The sequence below is a fragment of the Stenotrophomonas sp. STEN029 genome (genome assembly GCF_056760015.1).
On the sequence record NZ_JBRREC010000018.1, the window covers coordinates 1 to 25,091 of the forward strand.

Consider the following 25,091-nt stretch of genomic DNA (forward strand, 5'->3'; position numbering starts at 1 on the left):
CCCCCCCCCCCGCCCCCCCGCCCCCCGCCCCCCGCGCCGCCCCCCCCCCCCCCCCCCCCCCCCCCCAAAAAAAAAAAAAACCGAAGCCCGCAGTCTTTCCGATTGCGGGCTTCGCTGTAATTTCATTGCAGTCGGCTTCGCGGCTTACGCCGCTCCTACAGCAACCAGGGCTAATGGCCACCTGCCGACGCTGCACCAGCACCCGCCCCAAACGGCGGCTTGGCCAGCCACACCAGGCCGATGATCAGCAGGAACACCCAGCCCAGCAGCAGGAAGATGTCGTTGAAGCCCATCTGCGAGGCTTGGTGGTTGATCATTTCATTGAGCATCGCCGCACCATGTTGCAGGTCGCCCTGCCCCATCGCGGTCACCTGCTGATGCATGCCCGGATCGTACAGGGACACATGTTCGGTCAGGTCAGCGTGATGTTGCTGGGTGCGACGTGCCCACAGCCAGGTGGTCAACGATGCCGCGAAACTGCCACCCAGGGTACGCAGGAAGGTCGCCAGGCCTGAGCCGGCGGCAATCTCGCGGCCATCAAGGTCGGACAGCAGGATCTGCAGCACCGGCATGAAGAACAACGCCAAACCAACACCCATCAACAACTGCACGCCGGCAACATGCTCGAAGTTGACCTGCAGGTTGAAGCCCGAGCGCATGAAGCTGGTCATCGACAGCACGAAGAACGCAATCGTCGCCAGATAGCGCATGTCGACCTTGTGACCGAACCTGCCCAGCACCGGTGCCACCAGGATAGGCAGGATGCCCAATGGCGCAGTGGCCAGGCCTGCCCAGATCGCGGTATAGCCCATGTCACGCTGCAACCACTGCGGGATCATCAACGCCACGGAGAAGAACGCCGCGTAGCCAACGATCATGGCCAACGTGCCAGCACGGAAGTTACGATGCCGCAGCAGCTTCAGGTCAACGATGGGGTCCTTGTCGGTCAGCTCCCAGATCACGAACACCGCCAGCATCACCGCAGCGATGCAGGTCAGCACAACGATCTTGGTCGAGTTGAACCAGTCTTCCTCGTTACCCAGGTCCAGCATCAACTGCAGGCAGCCGACGCCGATCACCAGGGTGACCAGGCCGACGTAATCCATCTTCGGCCGTTCGGTGGTCTCAACGCGGTGACGCAACTGGCCGCCGACAATCGCCGCAGCGATGACGCCCAGTGGCACGTTGATCAGGAAGATCCATTCCCAGCTGTAGTTGTCGGTGATCCAGCCACCGAGAATCGGACCTGCGATCGGCGCCACCACGGTGATCATTGCCAGCAAGGCCAGCGCCTGCCCGCGTTTCTCGCGCGGATAGATCGACACCAGCAACGACTGGGTGATCGGGTACATCGGCCCGGCCACGAAGCCCTGCAGCGCGCGCGACACAACCAGCATGCCCATGCTCTGGGCGATGCCGCACAAAAGCGAGGCGATCGAGAACGCGATCGTCGCCCACATGAACAACTTGACCTCACCGAAGCGGCGGCTCAACCAACCGGTCAGCGGCAAGGCAATCGCAGTGCTGACCGCGAACGAGGTGATGACCCAGGTTGCCTGCTGCGAACTGGCGCCAAGGTTGCCGGCAATCGTCGGCAACGAGACATTGGCGATGGTGGTATCCAGCACCTGCATGAACGAAGCCAGGGCCAGGCCCGCCGTGCACAGGGCTACATTGACGGGCGCTGCACCGGCCGCGGGTGCGGCAGGTGCGGCAGGAGCTTGAGCGGACATGGTGACCTCAGCTGGCGCGCGCGGACGACGGCAGGTTGTCCTGGATGATGCGGTGGATCAGCTCGTCGGCATCGTGCAGCTGCTTGGCGTAGATCTGCGTGCCATACACCGTGCCCTTGGCCGCTTCTGCCGGCAGCACCGTGCCCTTCTGGTCGTGCAGATTGACCTCGGCCTTCATCGACAGGCCCAGCCGCAGCGGATGCTCGGCCAACTGCTTGGCATCGATGGCCACGCGCACCGGCACACGCTGCACGATCTTGATCCAGTTACCGCTGGCGTTCTGCGCCGGCAGCAGAGAGAAGGCCGAGCCGGTGCCCAGGCCGAGATTGGTGATGTGGCCCTTGTAAGTCACGTCACCACCGTACAAGTCCGAGCGCAGCTCCACTTCCTGGCCAAGACGCATATGCCGCAGTTGGGTTTCCTTGAAGTTGGCATCCACCCACATCTGCTCGGCCGGCACCACCGCCATCAAGGCCGCGCCCGGTTGCACGCGCTGGCCAACCTGCACCGAACGACGCGCGACATAACCGGTGACCGGCGCAACGATGCCTGCACGTGCGTTGTTGAGATAAGCCTGGCGCAGCTGCGCCGCGGCCGCCTGCACATCCGGCTGGGTGGCGATGACGGTGTCGTCGATCAGCGCGCGGCTGCGCTCGACGGTTTCACGCGAACCGGCAACTGCGGCTTCGGCAGCGGCCAGCTCGTCACGGGCGTGGGCCAGTTCTTCATTGGAAATGGCACCGCTGGCTGCAAGGTCGCGGCGACGGGCGAAGTCTTCGCGGGCACGCTTCACCGACACCATCCGCGCATTCAATTCCGCCTGCGCACCTTCGGCACTGCGGTACAGACCGCGCACCTGGCGCACGGTGCTGGCAAGGTTGGCCTGTGCCTGCTGCATGGCCACTTCGGTATCGGCCGGGTCCAGTTGCACCAGCAGCTGGCCCTGCTCCACCTTCATGCCGTCATCGGCGGCGATGGACACCACGGTACCGGTGATCTGCGGGGTGATCTGCACCTGGTTGCCGCCGACATAGGCGTCGTCGGTTTCCTCGGCCCAGCGGCCCAGGAAGTAGTACCACGCGGCAAAAGCCGCCAGCAGGATCAAGATGACGAACAGCAGACCGCGCAGCAGCTTGCCGCGACGGCTGGGAGCGGCGGCTGCCGCTTCGGGGGAGGAGGTCTGGCTCATGGGGGGACTCTCAGGAATGCGTGGTGTCGTTGCCATTGGCAACGGCTGGCGCCGCGTCGGCGCTGGGTTGGAAACCGCCACCGAGGGCGGTGCTCAGGCGTACCGAGGACAGCAGCTGCTGTGATTGCAGGTTGCTCAGCCCTTGGTCGGCCTGCAGCAGGCGGTCCTGGGTGCTGAGTACATCAAGGTAATTGCCGATACCGGCGCGGTAGCGCTGCTGCGCCAGCTCGTAGGCGGTCTGCGCGATGCCACGCAGCTGCTGCTGCGCCTGCACCTGCTCGGCCAACGAACGGCTGGCATTGACCTGGTCGGCGACGTCGCGCAGGGCCTCCACCAGGGTGTGGTTGTAGTTGGCCACCGCAAGGTCATAGTCGGCATCGCTGCTGGCCAGGCCAGCACGCAGGCGACCGCCATCGAAGATCGGCAGGCTCAGCGCCGGCGCCAGCAGACCGAAGGTGGAGCCGCTTTCCAGCAGGCTGCCCAGGTCCTTTGACACCACCCCGCCCAGGGCGGTCAGGTTGAGGTTCGGGTAGAAGCGGGTCTTGGCGACCTTGATCTGCTTGTCCGCGGCCTCCACGCGCCAGCGCGCGGCGACGATATCCGGACGCCGGCCCAGCAGTTCGCTGGGAACTACACCTGGCAGCTGCAGGGCCAGCGGATTCAATTCATTCGGAACCTTGATGTCCAGGCCGCGATCCGGCCCTTTGCCGAGCAGCGCGGCCAGCGCATTGCGCGACACATCGATCTGCTGCTGCGCGGCCAGCTGCTGCTGTTGTGCGGCCGGCAGCCGCGCCTGTGCCTGCTGCACCTGCAGTTCACTGTCGATACCGGCGGCGCGACGCTGACGGGTCAGCTGCAAGGTCTTTTCGGCGCGCGCCAGTTCGTCATTGGCAACACGCTGCAGTTGCCCAGCATGGGCCAACTGCACATAGCTCTGGACGATGGCCGCGGCCAGGTCCAGGCGTGCCGCCTGCGCATCCACGGCAGCGGCGTGGCCACTGTCGACGGCGGCTTCCCAGGCGGCACGCTTGCCGCCCCACAGGTCGACGCCATAGCTGAAGTTGGCCACGGCCTGCACGCTGCCCATGTAATGGCCGCCGATTTCGTCACCGGCCATGGATTCGGGCAGGCGCATGCCGGTATAGCCCGGTGACAGCGACAGGTTGGGTTTGCGCTCGGCATTGCTGCTGGCGGCGTGTGCCTGGGCCTGGCGCAGGCGCGCGTCGGCGGCTTCCAGCGAAGGAGAGCCGCGCAGTGCCTCGTCGATCAGCGCATCCAATTGTGGATCGGCGAGCGCGCGCCACCAATCAGCTGCCGGAAAGCCTGCCGCGCTGAGCGGCGTACCGGCCAGGCTGCGACTGCTGTGCAGGCTGTCGGCCTCCAGCAGTCGCCCCTGCGGTTGCAGGCCACGGCTGCTGGCGCACGCAGCCAGCGTAAGAACCAGCGCCGCGGCCAGGAGGCCGCGGGCGGGTGAAACCAGGGATGTGGGGGAGGACATGGTTTTCATGGGGTCATCAAGGAGTCACGTATGCGAAGCAGCAGGGACATCAACATCTCCCGCTCCTCCGCCTGCAGGTCACGCATGGCGTCTTCCATCACCTTGTCGCCACGCTGTTTCAGACGCAGCCACAGGGCACGGCCCTCATCGGTCAGCACGATCTGCAATGCACGGCGGTCCTGCGCGTGCGCCTCGCGACGCACGCAACCAAGCGCTTCGAACTTGTCCAGCAGACGGGTCACCGCACTGGGAACCTGGTCCAGGGTGCGGGCGAGCTGGTTGGCAGTACACGGCGCCATGTGCATCAAGGTCTTCAGACCGATGTAGTGGCTGAATCCAAGACCGAGGTCTTCTTCGGCCATGGAGGCATCAAGCTGCCTGGCAAGGCCGTCGCGGACTTGCCGCAGCAACAGGCCAAAGCTGGGGGGCGTGGTGGTATCGGCACAGATCATGGGCGGGCATTTTCCTTCCAGATGGAATAATTCTCAATGGAAATATTCTAACTGGCATCAAATGCTGTGTTGCACCAATGACGCCTGCGTCCGACCCGGACACAGTAATGGCTGCCGTCGTGGCCGGGTAATACAATCTGGCCAATGAATGACGAAATCCAGCCAACCCCGGGGGCAACACTCTCGTCGGTCCGGCGCCGGGCACCGCAGGGCTTTGACATGCACCTGCCCGCCCCGCTGCTGCATGACGAGGAACTGGACTGGTTCGAACGCGACGACGGGCCGCCGGTGTTCGGCTTCCGCTTCGACAGCCCGCAGGGTCTGGCCCGCGAAGTGGACTGGCATCAGCATGCGCGGGCGCAACTGATCTGCGTCGAACGCGGCCTGCTGACCACCCGCACCCGCCACGGCACCTGGTCGCTGCCGGCCGGCTCCGGTGGCTGGATGCCCGCAGCCGAGCCGCATACGGTGGTGATCGACGGCCCGCTGCGCGGCTGGGGCATGGCCCTGGCCAGCCCGATATGCACTGATTTGCCCAACGATCCCTGCGTGATCGGCATTTCCCGCCTGCTCAACGCACTGGCCGAGCGGATCAGCGACTGGTCGCCGGACCAGGCCCTCTCCCCGCGCCAGCAGCACATGCTCGACGTATTGCTGGACGAAATACGGGACGCGCCCCGCCAACGCATGCATCTGCCGATGCCGGCCGATCGCCGCCTGCTGCGAATCGCCTCGCAACTGCTGGCCGAGCCCGCCGACGACCGCAGCCTTGCGCAATGGGCGCAGTGGGCGGGCCTGTCACCGCGCAGCCTGAGCCGCCACTTCCGCGACGAGACCACCTTGAGCTTCGCCCAGTGGCGCCAGCAGGCGCGATTGGCCGAAGCGCTGCGCCGGCTCAATGAAGGCCATGCCGTGGCCGACATCGCCCATTCACTGGGGTTCAGCAGCCCCAGCGCCTTCGTGATCGTGTTCCGCCGCCACTTTGGCCTGCCCCCGGGCCGCTACCAGAACCGGGCCGATCAGGGGTTTGAAGGCGGGCTCGATCCGGTCCGTGGCTTGGCATCTCCGCCGCCATCCGGATAATCGTCGGATCAGGCAGCCGGCGGTCCCCGCCTTGGCCGCGCACAACAGGTAGCACCCACCCGCAATGACTGATTCTGCACGCCCCGCATACCATGGCTTCGAACAGCAGCCACTGCGCGAATACGCTGAACGCGCCTATCTTGATTACTCCATGTACGTGGTACTGGACCGCGCCCTGCCGTTCATCGGCGACGGGCTCAAGCCGGTGCAGCGCCGCATCGTCTATTCGATGAGTGAACTGGGGCTGGGTGCCGGGGCCAAGCCCAAGAAGTCCGCCCGCACCGTCGGTGACGTCATCGGCAAGTACCACCCGCACGGTGACAGCGCCTGCTACGAGGCACTGGTGCTGATGGCCCAGCCGTTCTCGTTCCGCTACCCGCTGATCGACGGCCAGGGCAACTTCGGCTCCAGCGACGACCCCAAGTCGTTCGCGGCCATGCGTTACACCGAATCCAAGCTGACCCCGATCGCCGAGGTGCTGCTGGGCGAACTGGGCCAGGGCACCACCGACTGGTCGCCGAATTTCGACGGCACCCTGGAAGAGCCGAGCTGGCTGCCGGCGCGGCTGCCACACCTGCTCCTCAACGGCACCACCGGCATCGCCGTGGGCATGGCCACCGACGTACCGCCGCACAACCTCAATGAGATCGTCAGCGCACTGGTGCGCCTGATCGACGAGCCGGACGCCACTGTCGCCGAGCTCTGCGAGCACGTGAAGGGCCCGGACTACCCGACCACCGCCGAGATCATCACCTCGCCGTCGGACCTGCGGAACATCTACGAGACCGGCAACGGCAGCGTACGTGCACGCGCCACCTTCAAGAAGGAAGGCAGCAACATCGTCATCGATGCGCTGCCGCACCAGGTCTCGCCGTCCAAGGTGATCGAGCAGATCGCCGCGCAGATGCGCGCCAAGAAGCTGCCGTGGCTGGAAGACATCCGCGACGAATCCGACCACGCCAACCCGGTGCGCGTGGTATTGATGCCGCGCTCCAACCGCGTCGACGCCGAGCAGCTGATGGGCCACCTGTTCGCCATCACCGACCTTGAGCGCAGCTACCGCGTCAACCTCAACGTCATCGGCCTGGACGGTCGTCCGCAGGTCAAGAACCTGAAGATGCTGCTCAGCGAGTGGCTGCGCTTCCGCCAGGACACGGTCACCCGCCGCCTCAATCATCGCCTGCAGAAGGTCGAGCGTCGCCTGCACCTGTTGGAAGGCTTGCTGGTTGCCTTCCTCAACCTGGACGAAGTGATCCGCATCATCCGCACCGAGGACGATGCCAAGGCCGCGTTGATCGCACGCTTCGCGCTGAGCGAGGACCAGGCCGAGTACATCCTGGAAACCAAGCTCAAGCAGCTTGCGCGCCTGGAAGAAATGAAGATCCGCGGCGAGCAGGATGAGCTGGCCAAGGAACGCGACAAGATCCTGTCGATCCTGCAGAGCAGCGCCAAGCTGAAGAAGCTGGTCAAGGACGAACTGCTGGCAGACGCCAAGAAATTCGGTGACGATCGCCGTTCGCCGCTGGTACAGCGCGTTGCCGCCCAGGCCATCGACGAGACCGAGCTGGTCCCCAGCGAGCCGATGACCGTGGTGCTGTCGGAGAAGGGCTGGGTGCGCGCGGCCAAGGGCCACGATGTCGACGGCTCGACCCTGAACTACCGCGATGGCGACAGCCTGCTGGCCGTGGCACGTACACGCAGCACGCAACAGGTGGCCTTCCTCGATACCGAAGGCCGCGCCTATTCCACGCCGGTGCATACCCTGCCCTCGGCACGCGGTAACGGCGAGCCGCTGACCGGCCGTTTCTCGCCGGCCTCCGGCAGCAGCTTCGTCACCGTGGCCAGCGGCGACAACAACACCCGCTTTGTGTTGGCGTCCACCCACGGCTATGGCTTCGTCACCCGCTTCGAGAACCTGACCGGCCGCAACAAGGCCGGCAAGGCGATGCTCAACCTGTCCGCTGGTTCGGCGGTACTGACCCCATCCTTGGTCGCCAACCCGGAGACCGACCGCATCGTCGCGGTCACCAGCGCCGGCAACATGCTCGCCATCCCGGCCAGCGAGCTGCCTGAGCTGGACAAGGGCAAGGGCAACAAGATCATCGAGATCCCCAAGGCCAAGCTCTCCACCGAGCGCGTGGTGGCGGTGGTCGCGGTCGGCCCGGGCAACACCCTGCAGGTGCGCAGTGGCCAGCGCACCATGAACCTGTCGTTCAAGGACCTGGAGACGTACCTGGGAACGCGGGCGACGCGCGGGCATCTGCTGCCGCGTGGCTGGCAGAAGGTGGAAGGGCTGGAAGTCCAGTAAGTACAAAGAAGGCCGGGTAATGCCCGGCCTTCTTTTGCTTGTGTTTGTGGGAGCGGCGTAAGCCGCGAAGCTAAAGGAAGAACCGTCACCGGCAATCAAGAATCACCATGGTTCCATTGCCGTCAGCTTCGCGGCTTACGCCGCTCCCACAAGCAGCGAGCCAACCGGCAACACACTCGCAATTGGAGAACCCCATGCAACCCGACTTCTGGCTGCAACGTTGGCAGAACGGTCAAATCGGCTTCCATCGCAACGAAGTGATGCCACTGCTGCAGAAGCACTGGCCCGAACTGCAACTCCCGGCAGGCAGCCGCGTACTGGTACCGCTGTGCGGCAAGACCCTGGACATGCACTGGCTGGCCGCGCAAGGCCACCGCGTGCTTGGCGTCGAATTGTCGCCGATGGCGATCGAGCAGTTCTTCGCCGAAGCCGACATCATTCCGCAGCGCCACAGCAGCCAGTACGGCGAGCACTACAGCGCCGGGCCGATTGAAATCATCTGTGGTGATGCATTTGCACTGGACGCGGAGTTGCTGGCAGACACAGCCGGCGTCTACGACCGCGCCGCCCTGATCGCCTTGCCGCCGCACCTGCGCCAACACTACCGCGACACCTTGTACGGGCAGTTGCCGATAGGTTGCCAAGGCGTGCTGATCACCCTGGAATACCCGCAGGATGAAAAGCAGGGCCCGCCGTTCTCGGTGGAGGAAGCCGAAGTGCAGCGCTTGTTCGCCAGCCCCTGGCAGGCCGGCCTGCTGGAACGCCGCGACATCCTTGATCAGCAGCCGGATTTCCGTGCCGACGGCGCAACTGCACTTTCCACCGCCGTCTACAGGCTGCAGCGCCTGTAGTGCCGCCCCATGGTCGGCAGGGGCATTGCCGGTAGACCTGACAGATGCCGACCATGGGCCGGCACTACCAGGCGGCGTTCGCCGCCCTCAGATCAATGCGCCGGGGTGCCCTTGGCGTCCATCTTGCTCAGCTGGTACAGCTCAAGGCCAATACGCTTGATCAGGCCCAACTGCTTCTCCAGCCACCAGGCATGGTCTTCCTCGGTGTCACGCAGCTGCAGCAGCAGGATGTCGCGACTGACGTAGTCACCCTGCGCTTCGCACAGTTTCACACCAGCGGCTAGGTTGGCGCGCACCTGGTATTCGACCTGCAGGTCCTTCTCCAGCATCTCCATCACGGTCACGCCCGGCTCGAATGCGTGCGGACGCATGTCGGGGTTGCCGCCGAGGAACAGGATGCGGCGCAGCAGCGCATCGGCGTGTTGTGTCTCTTCCTCCATCTCGTGGCCGATGCGCTCGAACAGCGCCAGCAGGCCCTGGTCCTCATAGCGACGGGAATGGATGAAGTACTGGTCGCGCGCAGCCAGTTCGCCGCGCAGCAGCTCCTTCAGGCACTCAATGACTTCGGCTTTGCCCTGCATGGGGGTGCTCCTGATGATTCGATGGTGCATAGGGTGCCCCATCTGAAAACCCAATGATCTAATCGGAATCACTTTCAGTTGCGATTCCCTCTCTTTCGGCTTCACAAGCTGTCTACAATCGCGACAGAACCGCTACCGGGGGTAGGCCTGTGCTGCGTTGGCTGCTGCGTTCGCTTTGGGTTGTATTGGGGCTGTTGCTGGTCTTACTGCTGGTCATCTGGGGGCTGCTGCGCGGCAGCCTGCCGCAGTTGGACGGGGAACTGGCCCTGCCGGGGCTGTCGGCACCGGTCAGCATCCAGCGTGACGCGCTGGGGGTGCTCACCGTCGAGGCCGCCAACGAGACCGACATGGCCCGTGCGCTGGGCTATGTACACGCGCAGGAACGCTTCTTCGAGATGGACCTGATGCGCCGCTCGGCGGCCGGGGAGCTGTCCGAGCTGTTCGGCGCCAAGGCCTTGCCACTGGACAAGCGCATGCGCGTGCACCGGCTGCGCGCCCACACCCAGCAGAACCTGGGCGCCGCCCTCGGCGACAAACGCGGCGTCATCGAGGCTTACCGCGACGGTGTAAATGCCGGCTTGGCCGCGCTGCCGGTGCAGCCATGGCCGTATCTGCTGCTGCGCCAGCAGCCACGGCCGTGGGAACTGGAGGACTCGGTGCTGACCGGGCTGGCGATGTACGCCGACCTGCAGGACCCGGCCAACACCCGCGAACTGGCGATGGCGCGCATCCGCAGCGTGGTGCCGCCCGCGCTGTACGCAATGCTTGCCCACGACGGCAGCAGCTGGGATGCACCCTTGTTCGGCGCGCCCCGTGGTGATGCGGTGTTACCGGATGCGGCAACGCTGGACCTGCGCAATGCAGGCACCGCGCCGGCCCTCACTCCACCGCCTGCTTCGCAAGCGGCCCCCCTCTCTCCCGCTGCGCGGGAGAGAGACGTAGGTGGGTCGCCTGCGGCGACCGGTTCTTTTCCGGGAAGCAATAACTTCGCAGTAGCCGGCGCTCTGACCGAAGATGGCCGCGCCATCATCGCCGACGACATGCACCTGGGCCTGCGAGCGCCAAATATCTGGTTCCGCGCACGCCTGCGCTATGCCGACCCGACCGCGCCGGAAGGCAAGGTCGATGTCGCCGGATTCACCCTGCCCGGCCTGCCCGCGGTCATCGTCGGCAGCAACACGCGGGTGGCCTGGGCCTTCACCAACAGCTATATCGACACCGCGGACTTCACCGCCCTGCCCGCCAACACGCCGCTGCGCAGCTACAACGAGGCCATTGCCGTTGCCGGTGCCAACCCGGAAATGCTGCTGGTGCGGGAAAGCGATTGGGGCCCGGTCCTGCACGACGAACCCGCCGGTCAACTGCTCGCACTGCGCTGGGTTGGTCAACAAGCCGGTGCGGTCCGCCTGGATTTTGCCGACATGGCCAAGGCCGCCGACCTGGATTCCGCATTTGCGGTAGCCGACCGCTCGGGCATCCCTGCTCAGAACCTGCTGGTCGCTGACCGCAGTGGCCGTATCGCTTGGCGCCTGATCGGCGCGCGCCCTGCGCGTGACCCGAGTTGCCATGCCGACGCAGCGGCGCAGGCCAGCTGCTCGCCGTGGCCGATCCGCACCGACCACGCACCGGCACTGGTCGACCCACCGGACCATCGTTTGTGGACGGCCAATGGCCGCGTCCTCGACGGTGCCGCCTTGGCCGAAGCCGGTGATGGCGGCTATGACTTCGGTGCGCGCGCCAAGCAGATCCGCGACGGTCTATTTGCCCACGAGAGCTTCAATGAAAGTGACCTGCTGGCGATCCAACTGGACGACCGCGCCCTGCTGATGGAACGCTGGTGGAAGCTGCTGCGGCAGACCGTCGAGCATAGCGATGATCCTGCACTGAAGCGTCTGGAAGTCGCCAGCCGCCAGTGGCAGGGCCGCGCATCCACCGATTCAGTCAGTTATCGGATGGCGCGCGGCTTCCGCGGCATCCTGATGGACAACATGGAAGGCGCACTGTTGGCACCGGCGAAGGAGCAGTTGGGCGAGCGATACATACCTCCCAAGCTGGCCCAGTTCGAAGGTGTGCTGTGGCCGTTGCTCAGCGAACGCCCGCCGCACCTGCTGCCACCGCCGTATGAAAGCTGGGATGCCCTGCTCGCCGACAGCGCCCGCCAACTTGAGAAGGATCTGGCCGAACAGGGCCCGGATCTGGCGCAACGCAGCTGGGGCGAGCGCAATACCGCCGCGATCTGCCATCCGGTCTCGGCGGCGCTGCCGGGTCTGTTCAAGCGCTGGCTGTGCATGCCGGCCCAGCCCTTGGCCGGTGACGACAACATGCCGCGCGTGGTCGGGCCCAAGTTCGGTGCCTCCGAACGCATGGTGGTGTCACCCGGTCACGAAGCCGACGGCATCGTGCACATGCCCGGCGGCCAGAGCGGCCATCCGCTGTCACCGTTCTGGGGCGCAGGCCACGACGACTGGGTGGAAGGCCGAGCAACGCCGTTCCTGCCAGGCAAGCCGGCGCACAGTTTGAGTTTGAGCCCGCGCTGACTAACCCGCACATGGCTGCAGTCTGATTGTGGGAGCGGTGTAAGCCGCGAGGCAGGATTTACCGGAACCATCGACGCGTCTGCAACCTGATGGTGCCCCTGCTTCGCGGCTTACGCCGCTCCTACAAATGGCTGATACGCGCTTACTTCAAGCGCACCGTCCACTCCACCTCGAGCTTGGCCTCTGCGTCGAACAGGCGGCTGATCTGCACCCAGCTCGCGGCTGGATACTTGCCGTCGGGGAAGAAGGTCTTGCGATCGGGAATCGCCTTGATCAAGCCATCCATATCCGTGGTGAACACCGTTTCCTTGACCACCTGACTGCTGTCAGCATCGAACTGCTGCAGGATTTCCGTCAGCTTTCCGTAGCAATCGCGTACCGCGACATGCATGTCCGCACCTCGGCAGGGGACGCCGGAGATATGCAACGTGTCGCCATCGCGCACCACGCCGGTGTAGCCAATATCTGTTTCCCAGCTGCCCAGCTGATGCCGCTCCAACGGCACCTCGGCAGCGTGGGCGAAGGAACTGCACAACAGGCCAAGCATCACCAACGCACAAGCACGCATCGAAAGTCCTTTTTATCGGTTGTGAAGGGAAGAACTGCAATTTCCTGATCGCGCGCATTGGATTGTGCGGCACGAAACGTGCCCCCTCTCCCTCTCCTGTACCGGGAGAGGGATTTCGGAGCCAATGCAGGCCAATGCGTCAAATGACCACCGGGTCGATTGACTACTTATCCAGCCAAGGCCTGTTCGTGCACACCCGCCACGGCGCGACCGGACGGATCGGCCATGCTGGCGAAGCTGGCATCCCAGGCAATCGCCGCGGGTGACGAACAGGCAATCGACTTGCCGCCCGGCACCGTTTCCGACGCCGCATGGCTGGGGAAGAACTGCTCGAAGACGTGGCGGTAGTAGTACGCCTCCTTGGTCTGCGGCGGGTTGTGCGGGAAACGCTTGTCGGCGGCGGCCAGCACGCGGTCGCTGACCTGTGCTTCGGCATGCGCCTTCAAACCGTCGATCCAACCGTAGCCGACGCCGTCGCTGAACTGCTCCTTCTGCCGCCACAGGATTTCCTTGGGCAGGTAACCCTCGAAGGCCTCACGCAACACCGCCTTCTCGATGCGGCCGCTGGCCTTGTCGACCATCTTGTGGCGCGCATCCATCTTCATCGCCACATCGAGGAATTCGCGGTCCAGGAACGGCACGCGTGGCTCCACGCCCCAGGCCATCATCGACTTGTTCGCGCGCAGGCAGTCGTAGTTGTTCAGCGCATCCAGCTTGCGCACCAACTCTTCATGGAACTCACGCGCGTTCGGCGCCTTGTGGAAGTACAGGTAGCCACCGAAGATCTCGTCACTGCCCTCACCGGACAGCACCATCTTCACGCCCATTGCCTTGATCCGTCGCGCCAACAGGAACATCGGCGTGGATGCGCGGATGGTGGTGACGTCGTAAGTCTCGACGTGACGGATCACCTCCGGCACTGCATCGAGGCCTTCTTCGAAGGTGTACTCGAAGCCGTGGTGCACGGTGCCCAGCATTTCTGCCGCCACCTTGGCCGCGGCCAGGTCGGGCGAACCCTTAAGGCCAATGGCGAAGCTGTGCAGGCGCGGCCACCAGGCCTCGCTCTGACCGCCGTCTTCGATGCGGTTGCGCGCATAGCGCGCCGCAACCGCGGCGACCAGCGAGGAATCCAGGCCACCGGACAGCAGCACGCCATAGGGCACGTCGGTCATCAGTTGGCGGTGCACGGCGCGCTCGAAGGCCTCGCGCAGTTCGGTCAGCGATACATCCACACCTTCCACCGCCTCGTACTCGCGCCACGGACGTTCGTAGTACTTGCTCAGCGTATCGGTGCTGCTGTCATACCAATGGCCTGGCGGAAACTGCGCCACGTCGGCACAGGTATCGGACAGCGACTTCATTTCCGAGGCCACGCACAGCCGGCCCTGCTTGTCGTGGCCCCAGTACAGAGGCACCACGCCGATCGGGTCGCGGGCGATGATCACGCGCTGTTTTTCGCGGTCCCACAACGCAAAGGCGAAGATGCCGTTGAGCCTGTTCAAGTAGGACGCAGGCTCGTCTTCACGGTATAGCGCGTTGATCACTTCGCAGTCCGAACCGGTCTGGAAGGCGTAGGGCTGGGCGAGTTCCTTCTTCAGTTCCTGGTGGTTGTAGATCTCACCGTTCACTGCCAGCGCCAGCTGGCCGTCGTCTGACAGCAGCGGCTGCGAGCCGCCGGCCGGGTCGACGATAGCCAGCCGCTCGTGCACCAGGATGGCGCCGTCGTCCACGTAGACGCCGCTCCAGTCCGGGCCGCGATGCCGCTGGCGCTGGGATTGTTCAAGCGCCTGCCGACGCAGCGCCTGCAGGTCGTCACCGGATTGCAGGCCAAAAATGCCGAAGATGGAACACATGGGAAAGCTCCTGGGTTGTGTGGGGACAAACATTGGAAGCAACGGCTTGAAGACCTGCAGCCGCTCGGTGTTCCCGCCCGGCCACAAAAAAACCCGCATCGGCCGATGCGGGTTTTCTGGTGTCCTGAGCGTGTTGCCTGTTCTAGCTCTGGTCGCAGTCCCGCAGTGGCCGCGCACGATTATTCGCGCGCAGATTATTGCGGTTGTTATTGTTGACGGCGGTGGCCAGGAACGAGGACATGGCGCTGACCGTATCCCGCTTTCGGCGCCCGCGCAACTGTTGCTTTGGCAACCGATTCAGCGGCCGGGTCGGCGCACTCCGCGATAATCCCCCGCCACCTTGCCCGGACCTGCTGGATGCCCCGTCCCACACCCCGCGTGCTGCTGTACGCCCTGCCCCTGTTCATCCTGCTCGGTTGCGCGACAAGGCCCAACACCCGCCCTGCCAGCGACACCGAACGCGACGCGCTGTCCGCGGCCGCCGATGGCCAGTTCGATTCCGCACTGCGGGTGGCGAAGATGTATCAGGCCTGGAACGACCCGCGCGCATTGGATTGGTACGCGCGCGCCGCGGCGACAATACCGCGCACCCACCGCAGCACCGGCGCCGAGGAGCAACTGGGCAGGATCCTTGAGCGCGGCCGCCTGGACAGCAGTGACGAACCGCAAAAGCCCGAGGACGTCCGCTTCAAGCCGTCACCGCGCAAGGCACTGCGCTGGTACCAGAGTGCCGCCTACCACGGCTCGCCGTATGCCATGTCCGATCTGGCACGCTGGTACGAACGCCAGGGCGACATGGCGGGCGCACTGCGTTGGCGCCTGCGTTCGGCGGTGTACATGCGTGAGCTGTACAAGCTGGACGCACTGCGCAAGGCAACCCTCGCCTCAAGCGAAGCTGCTCGCCTTGACCCGGACCAACCCTCCAGCAATGCGACCATCGCCCGCATCCAGCGGCGTGCCGCGCGCGGCGATGCCGAGGCCCAGGTCGATCTTGGCGCCTTGCACGAAGCGGGCATCGGCATGCCAACGGATATGCGCGAGGCACTGCGCTGGTATCAGCGCGCCGGCGAACAGGGCAATGTCTACGGCCAGTACTTCAGCGGCTTGGCGCTCGGTCGCGGCAGCAAAAGCCTGCCGAAAGATGAGACTGCAGCGGCGGCATGGTTCGCGCGCGCCAAGGCGCAGGAGTTCTATCTGGCCGAGGAGTCGTACTGGCGCCGGGCCATCGCGCCGCCGTTCTTCATCTTCGAATAGATCGAGCAGGTCTGTACACACAACGTCCGCCGCAACAAGACTGCATCAGCACAGCGATGTCGCGCAGAATGACGCGCAAGCACCTGCAGAGTTGGACATGACGAACACTCCGGTTTTCCACGAAGAAACCATCGACCGCGCGCGCATGCAGCAGATCATCCGCGCGCACCCGCGCGCTGCGATATTCGAATCCTGCACGCTGGACGAAGGCGATTTCTCGCGCCTGGACATGGACGGCTTCCAGTTCAAGCAGTGCTCGCTGAGCAGGGCCAACTGGCTGGCCTCATCACTGGAGGAAAGCCAGTGGCAGAAATGCCGCGGCAGCCACTGCGACTTCAGTTCCGCGCAGCTCAGTGATTCGCGCTTCGATCACTGCGACCTCAACAACAGCTTCTGGCGACGCGCCACGCTCTCGTCGGTACAATTCAAGGACTGCAAGCTCACCGGCGCCCACCTGCAGGAAGTAAGCGGCTGGGCGCTGGAGTTCCGCGATTGCCTGCTGGTCAGCGCCGACCTGCGCGGCATGTCATTCCGCAAAGTGCAGCTGGAAGGCATGGATTTCTCCGATGCCGACCTCTCGGGCTGCGACTTCCGCGATGCCGTATTCACCGGCGGCAGCCTGCGCAACACACAGACCCGCCTGACCCGCTTCGAAGGTGCCGATCTGCGCAATACCGATATCAGTGGGCTCAACCTGATGGACGCAAAGCACTTCAAGAAAGCGGTGATCTCGCAGCGGCAGGCTGCGGCGGCATTGGCGGCGTTTGGGTTGATCGTCGCCTAGGGAAAACAGGTGCTTCGGATAGGCACCAGTACGGGCTTCCCGCTGGCCCAGGTCATGCCCCTCCCGGTCACTCCGCATCCAGCGTTGCGATCTCAACCCGATTCCGCCCCTCGCGCTTGCCGCGATAGAGCGCCAGGTCGGCACAGCGTACGAGCGCCATGGGGTCTTCCCCAGGCACCGGAGTGCAAACCGCCACCCCGACACTGATGGTCACCCGTTGCCCCGCCGCACCGGTCACCTGTTCCACTGCACTGCGTAGACGCTCCCCGAGCACCATCGCCATCTGCGCGTCGCAACCCGGCAGGATCAGCACGAACTCCTCGCCGCCATAGCGTGCGACCAGCTCTTCCGCACCGGTCACCTGCGCGGCCAGGGTCTGCGCAACGCGGCGCAACTGCAGGTCGCCGATGTGGTGGCCGTGGGTGTCGTTGAACTGTTTGAAGTGGTCTACGTCGATCATCATCACCGCCAGCGGCTCCTGCTGTTCGACGCAGCGCTGCCACGCCCGTGGCAAGGCCTTCTCCATCGCGTGGCGGTTGGCGATGCCAGTGAGTCCGTCGGTCACCGCCAGGGCAGAGAGCCTGGAATTGGCGCTCTGCAGCTCGGCGGTGCGCTCGTTGATCTTCTGCTCAAGCAGGCGGTTTTGTGCATTGATGGCACGGGTGCGGAGCCGCACCACCGCGACCACGAACAACAAGCCCGCCACGCCAAAGCCCACCCGAACCCAGGGCCGCTGGTACCAGAAGGGTGCAACCTGCAACGGGTAGCTCATCGCCTCGGTGGGGGCGCCGCCCAGCACCCTCGCCTGCAACTGGAAGATGTAAGCACCCGCTGGCAGGCGCTGGTAGGTCAGCTCACGCCCTGCCGTCCATGGCGACCATTCGTTGTGATAGCCCGGCATCCGATAACGGAACTCGACTTCCGGCTCCATGCTCTGCACACCGAAGCGCAAGGCCAATCCCGCCCCCGCTGGCAAGTGCGGCGTTGTCTTTGGCAACAGCGGCAACAGTACCGGCGGATGGTTCGGACCTTGCAGCTCGATGCGATCCAGCCGCGCCTGCGCTGGTGTCGCAACGGACTCGATCGCAGCAGGATCCAACTGCAACACGCTGTCGCGGGTAACCACGCGCAGTTGCCCGTCGCGATGCAGGGCAACCGTCTTGAAACCTGGCACGCGGCTATCACTGACATGCTGCAGTTGGAACGTGGCCGCACCGGGCTTGCGCCACCACAGCTGTCGCGCCGTCCAGGCAAAGCTGCCCTTGGCGTTGTCCTCGCCTTCCAGCTCCATGGGCGCCTGCAGTCCCGGCAGCACGGGCAAAGCCGCGGCAACAAACCGTTCACCCTGCAAACGGTGCACCTGCTGCCCGGATATCGCGTACAAAACGCGATCACTCCGGAACAAACGAGTGCCCTTCCCTGCTGCCACAGGCAAGCCCTGCTTCGACCCAAAACGCTGCTCAGCGAGCAATTGGCCAGTATCCGTAGCGAAGCGCCAGCGCCTAGCGCCACCGCCTGCATCGCCTGCCCACAACTCGCCGGCGACAACTTCATACACGCCACCCGCAGCGCCCCCACCGATCTGCCACTGCCCCTGCAGCTGCCAGCGCCCGTCGTGTTGACCGAGCACGATGATCTTGGTGTTGGTCAACGCGAACATGCGCCTGGCGTCGAACGCCGAGGGCATCAGCCTGCTGACACTGTCACCCAGCGCCGGCGGCAGCAGCCGTCGTGGTTGCGTTTGCCCGGGATCGAGCACCGCCAGTCCATAGCGATCTCCGATCAGGAGACCGGCGTTTGTTCCCTTCAGCGCAAAGGTCTCCAGATCGCGTCGCGGCCATTGCGAGAGCGAGAACATTGGCGTGCCCGCCGCAGAGGGTTGCGCACTCCACACGCCCATGCTTGCCACCCACAGGCGGCCGTCATACCACGTGCTGTCGAAGATGCGTCCGTTCAGGCCATGCAGACGCCCATAGCGCGTCCAGGGCAGCGACCAGCGCAGGCGTGCGATGCCGTTCTCGCCTGAGATCCACACCGCGCCTTCGCGATCCTCCACCAGGTCGTGCATCTCACCCGCACACGCGGCAAAACTGTCGAGCAGGTGCAGATCGGGGGAGAAACGCATGATCGTGCCGTCGAAGCTGCCGATCGCGAAGCCACCGTCGGCAAGGGCAATGCCGGTGTACGGTTCGTGCAGACGGAAGGCCGCATCGGCCTCCGTGTCGAGCTTGCGCACATGCGTACCATCGCTGAAATGGAAGCCATCGGCCGCGGCAAACAGCAAGCCGCCCCGGTACGGCCAGGCCGCGGGAACACGCAGCTTGGCGAGCGACTCCATGCCTTCGACCAGCACCATCGCCGCCTTGTCGACACGGTAAAGACCTTGCCCCGGAACCCGGAAGAAGACCTCGTCGCCGGCCACCAGCGGACGCGTACGTGCGCCGGCGGGGAGCTGCATGCGCGTGGTGCTGCCGTCCTTTTCAAGCACGAACAAGGCGCCAGCGCTTACCGCGTGCACGCCACGCGAGGTTTCGCCCAACGAGAAGACCTCGACCGGCCCTTGCACCAGACCCGCACTGGCCAAGCGTGGCAACAGGTCAACGAATTTGTGGGTGCCATCAGGCTGTCGCAGCAAGCGTCCGAAAACCCCTGCGCCGGCGACAACGATGCTGCCATCGCGCGCCAGCATGATCGAGTACACCGGCGCTTCACCAGACGCCTCCAACAGCTCCCATACCCCGCTACGGAAGACCATCACGCCTTCGCCACTGGCAGCATAGAGGTTGCCCGCGCGGTCGACGACCACGCCGGGATAGGTTGGCGCGGCAGGCAATTGGCTTGCCCCGAACTGACGTAGCAGCGGCAAGCCATGCAGTGTTGTGCTGGCGTGCGCGAATGGCAGCAGGCACACCAGCAGCAGGGCCATCAGCCCTTTACGGAACCGCATTTGAACACTGTCCATCTCGCCCCCCGGCAAGATTGTGCACTTGCACCGTAACAGCTTAGTCCAGCAGCTTTTCGATCAGTTTCCTGTACAGCCCAGGCAGCGCCTCCAGATCGGCGACGCGCACGTTCTCATCGACCTGGTGGATGCTGGCATTCACCGGCCCCACTTCGATGCACTGTGCGCCCAAGGGCGCGATGAAGCGGGCGTCGGAGGTGCCACCGCCGGTGCTTTCTTCCGGCGCGGCGCCGGCGAATCCGGCCAGAACGTCGCGGGCAACACTGCGCAGGCGCCCTTCCGGCGTATAGAACGGCTCGCCGCTGCGGTGCCACTGCAGGTCGTAGTCCAGGCCGTGACGATCCAGCAGCGCACCAATCTCGGTTTCCAGCTTGTCCGCATTCCAATGTGGGTTGTAGCGCAGGTTGAACATCACCTGCAGCTCGCCCGGGATCACGTTGTTGGCGCCGGTGCCTGCGTTGATGTTCGAGATCTGCAGGCTGGTGGACGGGAAGCTTTCGTAGCCATCGTCCCAATGACGGGCAGTCAGCTCAGCCAACGCCGCTGCGGCCAGATGGATGGGGTTGCGTGCCTTGTCCGGATAGGCGACATGACCCTGCACGCCCTTGATACGCAGCTTGGCCGAAAGGCTGCCGCGGCGACCGACGCGCAGCAGGTCACCGAGCTTGGCGGTGGACGACGGCTCGCCGGTAATGCACCAGTCGATGCCCTGCCCGCGCTCGACAAAGAGTTTGGCAACGTGGCGGACGCCATCGATGGCATCCCCTTCCTCGTCGCTGGTCAGCAGCACCGCCAGCGTGCCGGGATGGTCCGGATGCGCGGCAACAAACTGCTCAGCGGCCACCACGAAGGCGGCAACGCTGCCCTTCATGTCGGCAGTGCCGCGCCCGTACAGCACGCCATCGCGCACCTCCGGCTTGAACGGGTCGCTGCTCCAGGCCTCGACCGGCCCGGTCGGCACCACATCGGTGTGACCGAGCAGCACCAGTACCGGTGCGCCGCTGCCGTGGGTGGCCCAGAGGTTGTCCACTTCCCCCAGGCGCAGGTGCTCGCAGTTGAAGCCTGCGGCGCTGAGGCGGCCTGCGATCAGCTGCTGGCAGCCGGCGTCTTCCGGGGTAACCGAGGGGCGGGCGATCAGGTCGCAGGTCAGGGCTAGTACGTCGTTCATTGCAGCCTTCTTGGGTCGGTGGCTTCGCGGCTTACGCCGCTCCCACAATTGCTGGTGGGCGGATCAGGCGATGTTGAAACGGGCCTTGAAGCCGTTGTCACTGAAACCCTGGCTCAGGCTGCCATCGTCGGTGATCACCAACGGGCGCTTGATCAGCTGCGGGTATTCACGCAGCAGCAGCTTCCACTCGGCATCGGACTCGGGCGACTTGCGGTTGTCCGGCAACTGCCGCCAGGTGGTCGAGGATTTGTTGATCATCGCCGCGAAGCCACCGGCCTTGCCAGCCCATTCGAGCAGGGTTTCCGGGCTGGGCTTGTTGTCGCGGTAGTCGACGAAGGTGTAGGCGACATTGAAGCGATCCAGCCATTTGGTGGCTTTCTTGCAGGTGTCGCAGTTTTTAAGTCCGTAGATCGTGGTCATGGTTCAAAGCTCGCGGTGATGTAGCCCCTCTCCCTTCGGGAGAGGGGTTGGGGTGAGGGTAAGGGCGAAGCCTCGCACAGGCTTGGCACTGCAGCGCTTCGCGCCAACCCTCATCCGCCCCTTCGGGGCACCTTCTCCCGAAGGGAGAAGGAGGAAATCAATCCGCCAACCCACGCAGCAGGTCATTGACGCTGGTCTTGCTGCGGGTCTTGGCATCCACCTGCTTGACGATCACCGCGCAGTACAGCGAATGCGTGCCGTCCTTGGACGGCAGCGAGCCGCTGACCACCACGCTGTACGGCGGTACATAGCCATACGTCACTTCGCCGGTGGCACGGTTGTAGATACGGGTGCTCTGGCTCAGGAACACGCCCATGCCGATCACGCTGTGGTGGCCGACAACCACACCTTCCACCACTTCCGAACGCGCGCCGATGAAGCAATGGTCCTCGATGATGGTCGGGCTGGCCTGCAGCGGCTCCAGTACGCCACCGATGCCGGCACCACCGGACAGGTGGCAATGCTTGCCGATCTGCGCGCAGGAACCCACCGTGGCCCAGGTATCAACCATGGTGCCCTCGCCCACATGGGCGCCGATATTGGTGAAACTCGGCATCAGCACCACGTCCTTGCCAAAGTGCGTGCCGCGACGGGCAATCGCACCCGGCACCACGCGTACGCCGGCCTGGCGGAAGGCCGCTTCGTCGTAGCCTTCAAAGCGCGACTCGACCTTGTCCCAGAACGGGGCCGGGGCGCCGTCCATCACTGCCATGTCGTTGACACGGAAGTACAGCAGCACCGCCTTCTTCAACCACTCGTTGACCTTCCAGCCGCCATTGCCATCGGGCTCGGCAACGCGGAATTCGCCGGACTCCAGGCCGTCGATCACGCGGTTCACCAGCGCACGGGTCGAACCTTCGATCTCGTCCATGGTCAGCATGGTGCGGCGCTCGAATGCGCTCTCGATGCTGAACTTCAACTCGGCCACGCCCGGTGCCGGCGGCTTGCGCAGGCTGCGCGGCCCTACCGACGGCGTCACCGGCTTGGCCGACTTCGGCTTGGCAGCAGCAACCTTCTTGACCGGCGCCTTGACCGTCTTCGCAACAGGCTTGGCGGCCGGCTTGGTCGCTACTGCGGCTTTCTTCTTCGGCGCAGCCTTTGCAGGCGCTGCCTTCTTGGCGGTCTTCTTGGTCACGGTCTTCCTGGTTGCGGGCTTGCTTGCCATCAGTGGGGGTCTCCTGGCTTGTTGTCGGGATCCAGGCAGGCAAGCAATGCATCACGCAAGGCCTGCATGGAGGTTTCGGTAAGGGGGTGATCGTGGCGATCGGTAAGTTGGAACTGATCTTCGGCGCGTTCGCCGAAGGTGGCGATGCGTGCATCCTGCACACGCAGGCGCTGGTCACGCAGCACATGTGCGACGTCGGCAAGCAGGCCGGGACGATCCGGTGCCACCAGGTTCAAGACGGTCCGGCCTTCATGACTGGCGTCGAGGAACTCGATGCGCGGAGCGAAGCGGAAATGTTTGAGCTGCCGTGGCATCACCCGCCGCGAAGGACGCAGGATCAGGATATTGCCGGCCAGCGCCTTGCGCAGCACGGATTCCAGGCGCGCGGCATCGCCGTCGGCGAAGCTGCCGGCCGGCGTCACCTCGAAGGTATCGAAGATGGTGTCATCGGGGCCGTCAAGCACGCGCGCGCGGTGAATACCGTAGCCGGCCCGGTCCAGTGTCATCACGATCGCGGCGAACAAGCCGTCACGGTCGGGCGAGTGCACGAACACTTCCAGTGCATCACTCTCGGGAGTAATCCGCCGTACCTTGACCAGGGTGCCGCCCTTGTGGATTTCCACCAGGGACGCAGCCTGCCAGACCAACTGCTCCGGGCGGAAACGCACGAAGCTCTCATCCGGCATGGCCGCGAACTGGCGGTCGATCACCGCATCCTCATGACCAAGCAGGCGCATCTGCTCACGCACGTTGTCGCGCGCTTCCTGCACCCGCTCGGCCTCGGGCAGGGGATGCTCCAAACCCTCACGCAGCGCGCGACGGGTGGCGAAATACAGGTCGGCCAGCAGCCTGTCCTTCCATGCATTCCACATCTTGGGACTGGTACCAGCGATATCGGCGCAGGTAAGCAGGTACAGGTAATCGAGACGATCGCGGTCGCCGACCAGGCCGGCAAAGCGATGGATCACCTCGGGGTCGGTGATGTCCTGCTTCTGCGCGGTCACCGACATGCGCAGGTGCTGCTCGACCAGCCACGCCACCAGTTCAGTGTCCGTGCTGCTCAGGCCATGTGCGCTGCAGAATTCACGCGCATCCACCGCGCCCAGTTCGGAATGATCACCACCACGGCCCTTGGCGATGTCGTGGAACAGCCCGGCCAGCAGCAGCAACTCCGGCTTGCGCAGGCGCGGCCAGACTTCGTGGGCGATGGAGAAACGCTCGTCGGCGCGGCCGCTGGCGAACAAGGCCATGTTCCGCAGCACCATCAAGGTGTGCTGATCCACCGTGTAGACATGGAACAGATCGAACTGCATGCGCCCGGACACTGCGGCGAATGCGGGAATCCATTGCCCGAGCACGCCAAGCCGCGCCATCCGCGCCAGCGTATCGACCGCACGCGGACCGCGCAGCAAGGCCATGAACTGCTCGCGTACGTCGTCGTCCACGGCGGTGTAGTCAGGAATCTCGTCCAGCATCTCGGCCAGACCGCGGGCCGTCATCGAATGCAGGCCGCGCACATCGGCGGTGCGCGCCCAGCACGCGAACAAGGCAAAGATGCTGCGGATGTCGCCATGCGGCCAGAACGGGTCGTCGGCGGACAGATAGCCGCGGCGCAGCGAGAATTCCTCACCTACCGGCTGCGGCGTCGCCTCACCGTCAAATTGTTCTTCAAAGCGTTGCAGCAGGCGGTCGCTGATGCGCCGGATCACCGTCGCACTGCGATAGAAGCCCTGCATCATTTTTTCCACGCCCAGGCTTTCGGCATCATCGCCAAACCCCATGCGCGCGGCCAAGGTCTTCTGGTAATCGAAACGCAGGCGCTCTTCCGGCCGCTGTGCGACCAGGTGCAGGCCGAAACGCAGCCGCGCCAACACCTGGCGTTCGCGCTTCAGCGCGGCGGCCTCGTCCAGGCCCAGATGGCCCAGACCGACCAGCGCATCGATATTGCTGACTCCGAAGGCACGCAGTGCCATCCAGCCCAGGGTATTGAGATCGCGCAGGCCGCCCGGGCCGTCCTTGATGTCTGGCTCCAGATTGTCTGCGGTATCACCGAAGCGCTGGTGGCGGGCAAGCAGCTCTTCGCGCTTGGCCAGGAAGTACTCACGCGGCGGCCATACCAGGCTGGGCGCAATCGCCCGCGCCAGACCGTGCTGGGCGGTTGCGTCCGCAACCAGCGGACGCGCCTCGATCAAGGCCGTCAGCACCGTCTGGTCAGCCGCGGCGTGCACGCACTGCGTTGCCGAGCGCACCGCATGGCTGGCCGGCAAGCCGGCATCCCACAGCAAGGCGAACAGACGTGCCAGTGCGGCTTCGTGGCGTTGCTGCACGTCGGTCTCGGCCAGTACCAGCAGGTCAATGTCCGAGCGCGGGAACAGCTCGCCACGGCCGTAGCCACCGACCGCGAACAGCGCCAAGCCTGCAGTCGCAGGAATGCAGCGCTGCCAGGCTTCAATGATCAGCTGATCGACCGCACGCGCGCGCAGGCCGGGCAGACGCTCGACATTGTCGGTCTGCTCGAAGCGCTTGCCCAGGCGGGCATCGGTGTGGGCAAGTGACTGCCGTGCATCGGCAGCCCATTGCGCGTCACCGGCAGGATCTGCCGGCGTGTCCAGAATCGGGCCCGCC

Annotated in this window: 18 protein-coding genes; 6 read left to right on the forward strand and 12 right to left on the reverse strand. The window is 64.9% G+C overall.

Features of this window, described 5'->3' with window-relative positions:
- Positions 1-170: 170 nt before the first annotated feature.
- From ACVOLI_RS06035 to ACVOLI_RS06050, 4 genes are read right to left on the reverse strand one after another with little or no spacing between them, the layout of a single operon-like run.
- The gene (locus ACVOLI_RS06035; protein WP_481533927.1) at positions 171-1,733 is read right to left on the reverse strand and encodes a DHA2 family efflux MFS transporter permease subunit; all 1,563 of its coding nucleotides are present in this window, start codon (positions 1,731-1,733) and stop codon (positions 171-173) included.
- A 7-nt stretch (positions 1,734-1,740) separates the two neighbouring features.
- On the reverse strand, positions 1,741-2,922 hold the full coding sequence (locus ACVOLI_RS06040) for a multidrug transporter (RefSeq protein ID WP_481533928.1): 1,182 nt from the start codon (positions 2,920-2,922) through the stop codon (positions 1,741-1,743).
- 10 nt (positions 2,923-2,932) lie between these two features.
- Positions 2,933-4,420 carry an efflux transporter outer membrane subunit gene (locus ACVOLI_RS06045; RefSeq protein ID WP_481533929.1) on the reverse strand — a complete coding sequence of 496 codons (1,488 nt, stop codon included), beginning with the start codon at positions 4,418-4,420 and terminating at the stop codon, positions 2,933-2,935.
- Between the two features lie 5 nt (positions 4,421-4,425).
- Positions 4,426-4,872, reverse strand: a complete 447-nt coding sequence (locus ACVOLI_RS06050) for a MarR family winged helix-turn-helix transcriptional regulator (protein ID WP_481533930.1) — start codon at positions 4,870-4,872, stop codon at positions 4,426-4,428.
- A 219-nt stretch (positions 4,873-5,091) separates the two neighbouring features.
- Between ACVOLI_RS06050 and ACVOLI_RS06055 the strand changes: the two genes are divergently transcribed.
- The 3 genes from ACVOLI_RS06055 (at position 5,092) to ACVOLI_RS06065 (ending at position 9,114) form a co-directional block, all read left to right on the forward strand.
- Positions 5,092-5,955, forward strand: a complete 864-nt coding sequence (locus ACVOLI_RS06055) for a helix-turn-helix domain-containing protein (protein WP_481533931.1) — start codon at positions 5,092-5,094, stop codon at positions 5,953-5,955.
- A gap of 64 nt (positions 5,956-6,019) precedes the next feature.
- Positions 6,020-8,263: a DNA topoisomerase IV subunit A gene (gene parC, locus ACVOLI_RS06060; protein ID WP_481533932.1), complete on the forward strand. Its 2,244-nt coding sequence runs from the start codon at positions 6,020-6,022 to the stop codon at positions 8,261-8,263.
- A gap of 194 nt (positions 8,264-8,457) precedes the next feature.
- The gene (locus ACVOLI_RS06065) at positions 8,458-9,114 is read left to right on the forward strand and encodes a thiopurine S-methyltransferase (protein ID WP_296252297.1); all 657 of its coding nucleotides are present in this window, start codon (positions 8,458-8,460) and stop codon (positions 9,112-9,114) included.
- Positions 9,115-9,206: 92 nt separating this feature from the next.
- Here ACVOLI_RS06065 and ACVOLI_RS06070 read toward each other — a convergent pair whose 3' ends face one another.
- Entirely contained in the window at positions 9,207-9,695 is a 489-nt protein-coding gene (locus tag ACVOLI_RS06070) for a bacterioferritin (protein ID WP_282273472.1), read from the reverse strand.
- A gap of 149 nt (positions 9,696-9,844) precedes the next feature.
- Here ACVOLI_RS06070 and ACVOLI_RS06075 point away from each other — a divergent pair, with 149 nt between their 5' ends.
- Entirely contained in the window at positions 9,845-12,232 is a 2,388-nt protein-coding gene (locus tag ACVOLI_RS06075; protein WP_481533933.1) for a penicillin acylase family protein, read from the forward strand.
- Between the two features lie 142 nt (positions 12,233-12,374).
- On the opposite strand, the gene ACVOLI_RS06080 is transcribed toward ACVOLI_RS06075, so the two are convergent.
- Both ACVOLI_RS06080 and asnB read right to left on the reverse strand, forming a co-directional pair.
- Positions 12,375-12,800: a RidA family protein gene (locus tag ACVOLI_RS06080; protein WP_481533934.1), complete on the reverse strand. Its 426-nt coding sequence runs from the start codon at positions 12,798-12,800 to the stop codon at positions 12,375-12,377.
- Between the two features lie 167 nt (positions 12,801-12,967).
- A complete protein-coding gene (gene asnB / locus ACVOLI_RS06085) occupies positions 12,968-14,653 on the reverse strand; it encodes an asparagine synthase B (protein WP_481533935.1) in 1,686 nt (561 codons plus the stop codon).
- Positions 14,654-15,010: 357 nt separating this feature from the next.
- Here asnB and ACVOLI_RS06090 point away from each other — a divergent pair, with 357 nt between their 5' ends.
- A complete protein-coding gene (locus ACVOLI_RS06090) occupies positions 15,011-15,907 on the forward strand; it encodes a tetratricopeptide repeat protein (RefSeq protein ID WP_481533936.1) in 897 nt (298 codons plus the stop codon).
- 97 nt (positions 15,908-16,004) lie between these two features.
- Positions 16,005-16,691 carry a pentapeptide repeat-containing protein gene (locus ACVOLI_RS06095; RefSeq protein ID WP_481533937.1) on the forward strand — a complete coding sequence of 229 codons (687 nt, stop codon included), beginning with the start codon at positions 16,005-16,007 and terminating at the stop codon, positions 16,689-16,691.
- 67 nt (positions 16,692-16,758) lie between these two features.
- Here the strand turns inward: ACVOLI_RS06095 and ACVOLI_RS06100 are convergent, their stop codons facing one another.
- From ACVOLI_RS06100 to ACVOLI_RS06120, 5 genes are all read right to left on the reverse strand, one after another.
- The gene (locus ACVOLI_RS06100; RefSeq protein WP_481533938.1) at positions 16,759-19,638 is read right to left on the reverse strand and encodes a GGDEF domain-containing protein; all 2,880 of its coding nucleotides are present in this window, start codon (positions 19,636-19,638) and stop codon (positions 16,759-16,761) included.
- A gap of 55 nt (positions 19,639-19,693) precedes the next feature.
- A complete protein-coding gene (gene dapE / locus ACVOLI_RS06105; protein WP_481533939.1) occupies positions 19,694-20,821 on the reverse strand; it encodes a succinyl-diaminopimelate desuccinylase in 1,128 nt (375 codons plus the stop codon).
- Between the two features lie 63 nt (positions 20,822-20,884).
- Positions 20,885-21,241 carry a Spx/MgsR family RNA polymerase-binding regulatory protein gene (locus ACVOLI_RS06110; RefSeq protein WP_296251301.1) on the reverse strand — a complete coding sequence of 119 codons (357 nt, stop codon included), beginning with the start codon at positions 21,239-21,241 and terminating at the stop codon, positions 20,885-20,887.
- 157 nt (positions 21,242-21,398) lie between these two features.
- Positions 21,399-22,466: a 2,3,4,5-tetrahydropyridine-2,6-dicarboxylate N-succinyltransferase gene (gene dapD / locus ACVOLI_RS06115; RefSeq protein WP_296251304.1), complete on the reverse strand. Its 1,068-nt coding sequence runs from the start codon at positions 22,464-22,466 to the stop codon at positions 21,399-21,401.
- Positions 22,466-25,081, reverse strand: a complete 2,616-nt coding sequence (locus ACVOLI_RS06120) for a [protein-PII] uridylyltransferase (protein ID WP_481533967.1) — start codon at positions 25,079-25,081, stop codon at positions 22,466-22,468. Before ACVOLI_RS06120 ends, dapD begins: the two co-directional genes overlap by 1 nt.
- Positions 25,082-25,091: the final 10 nt, after the last annotated feature.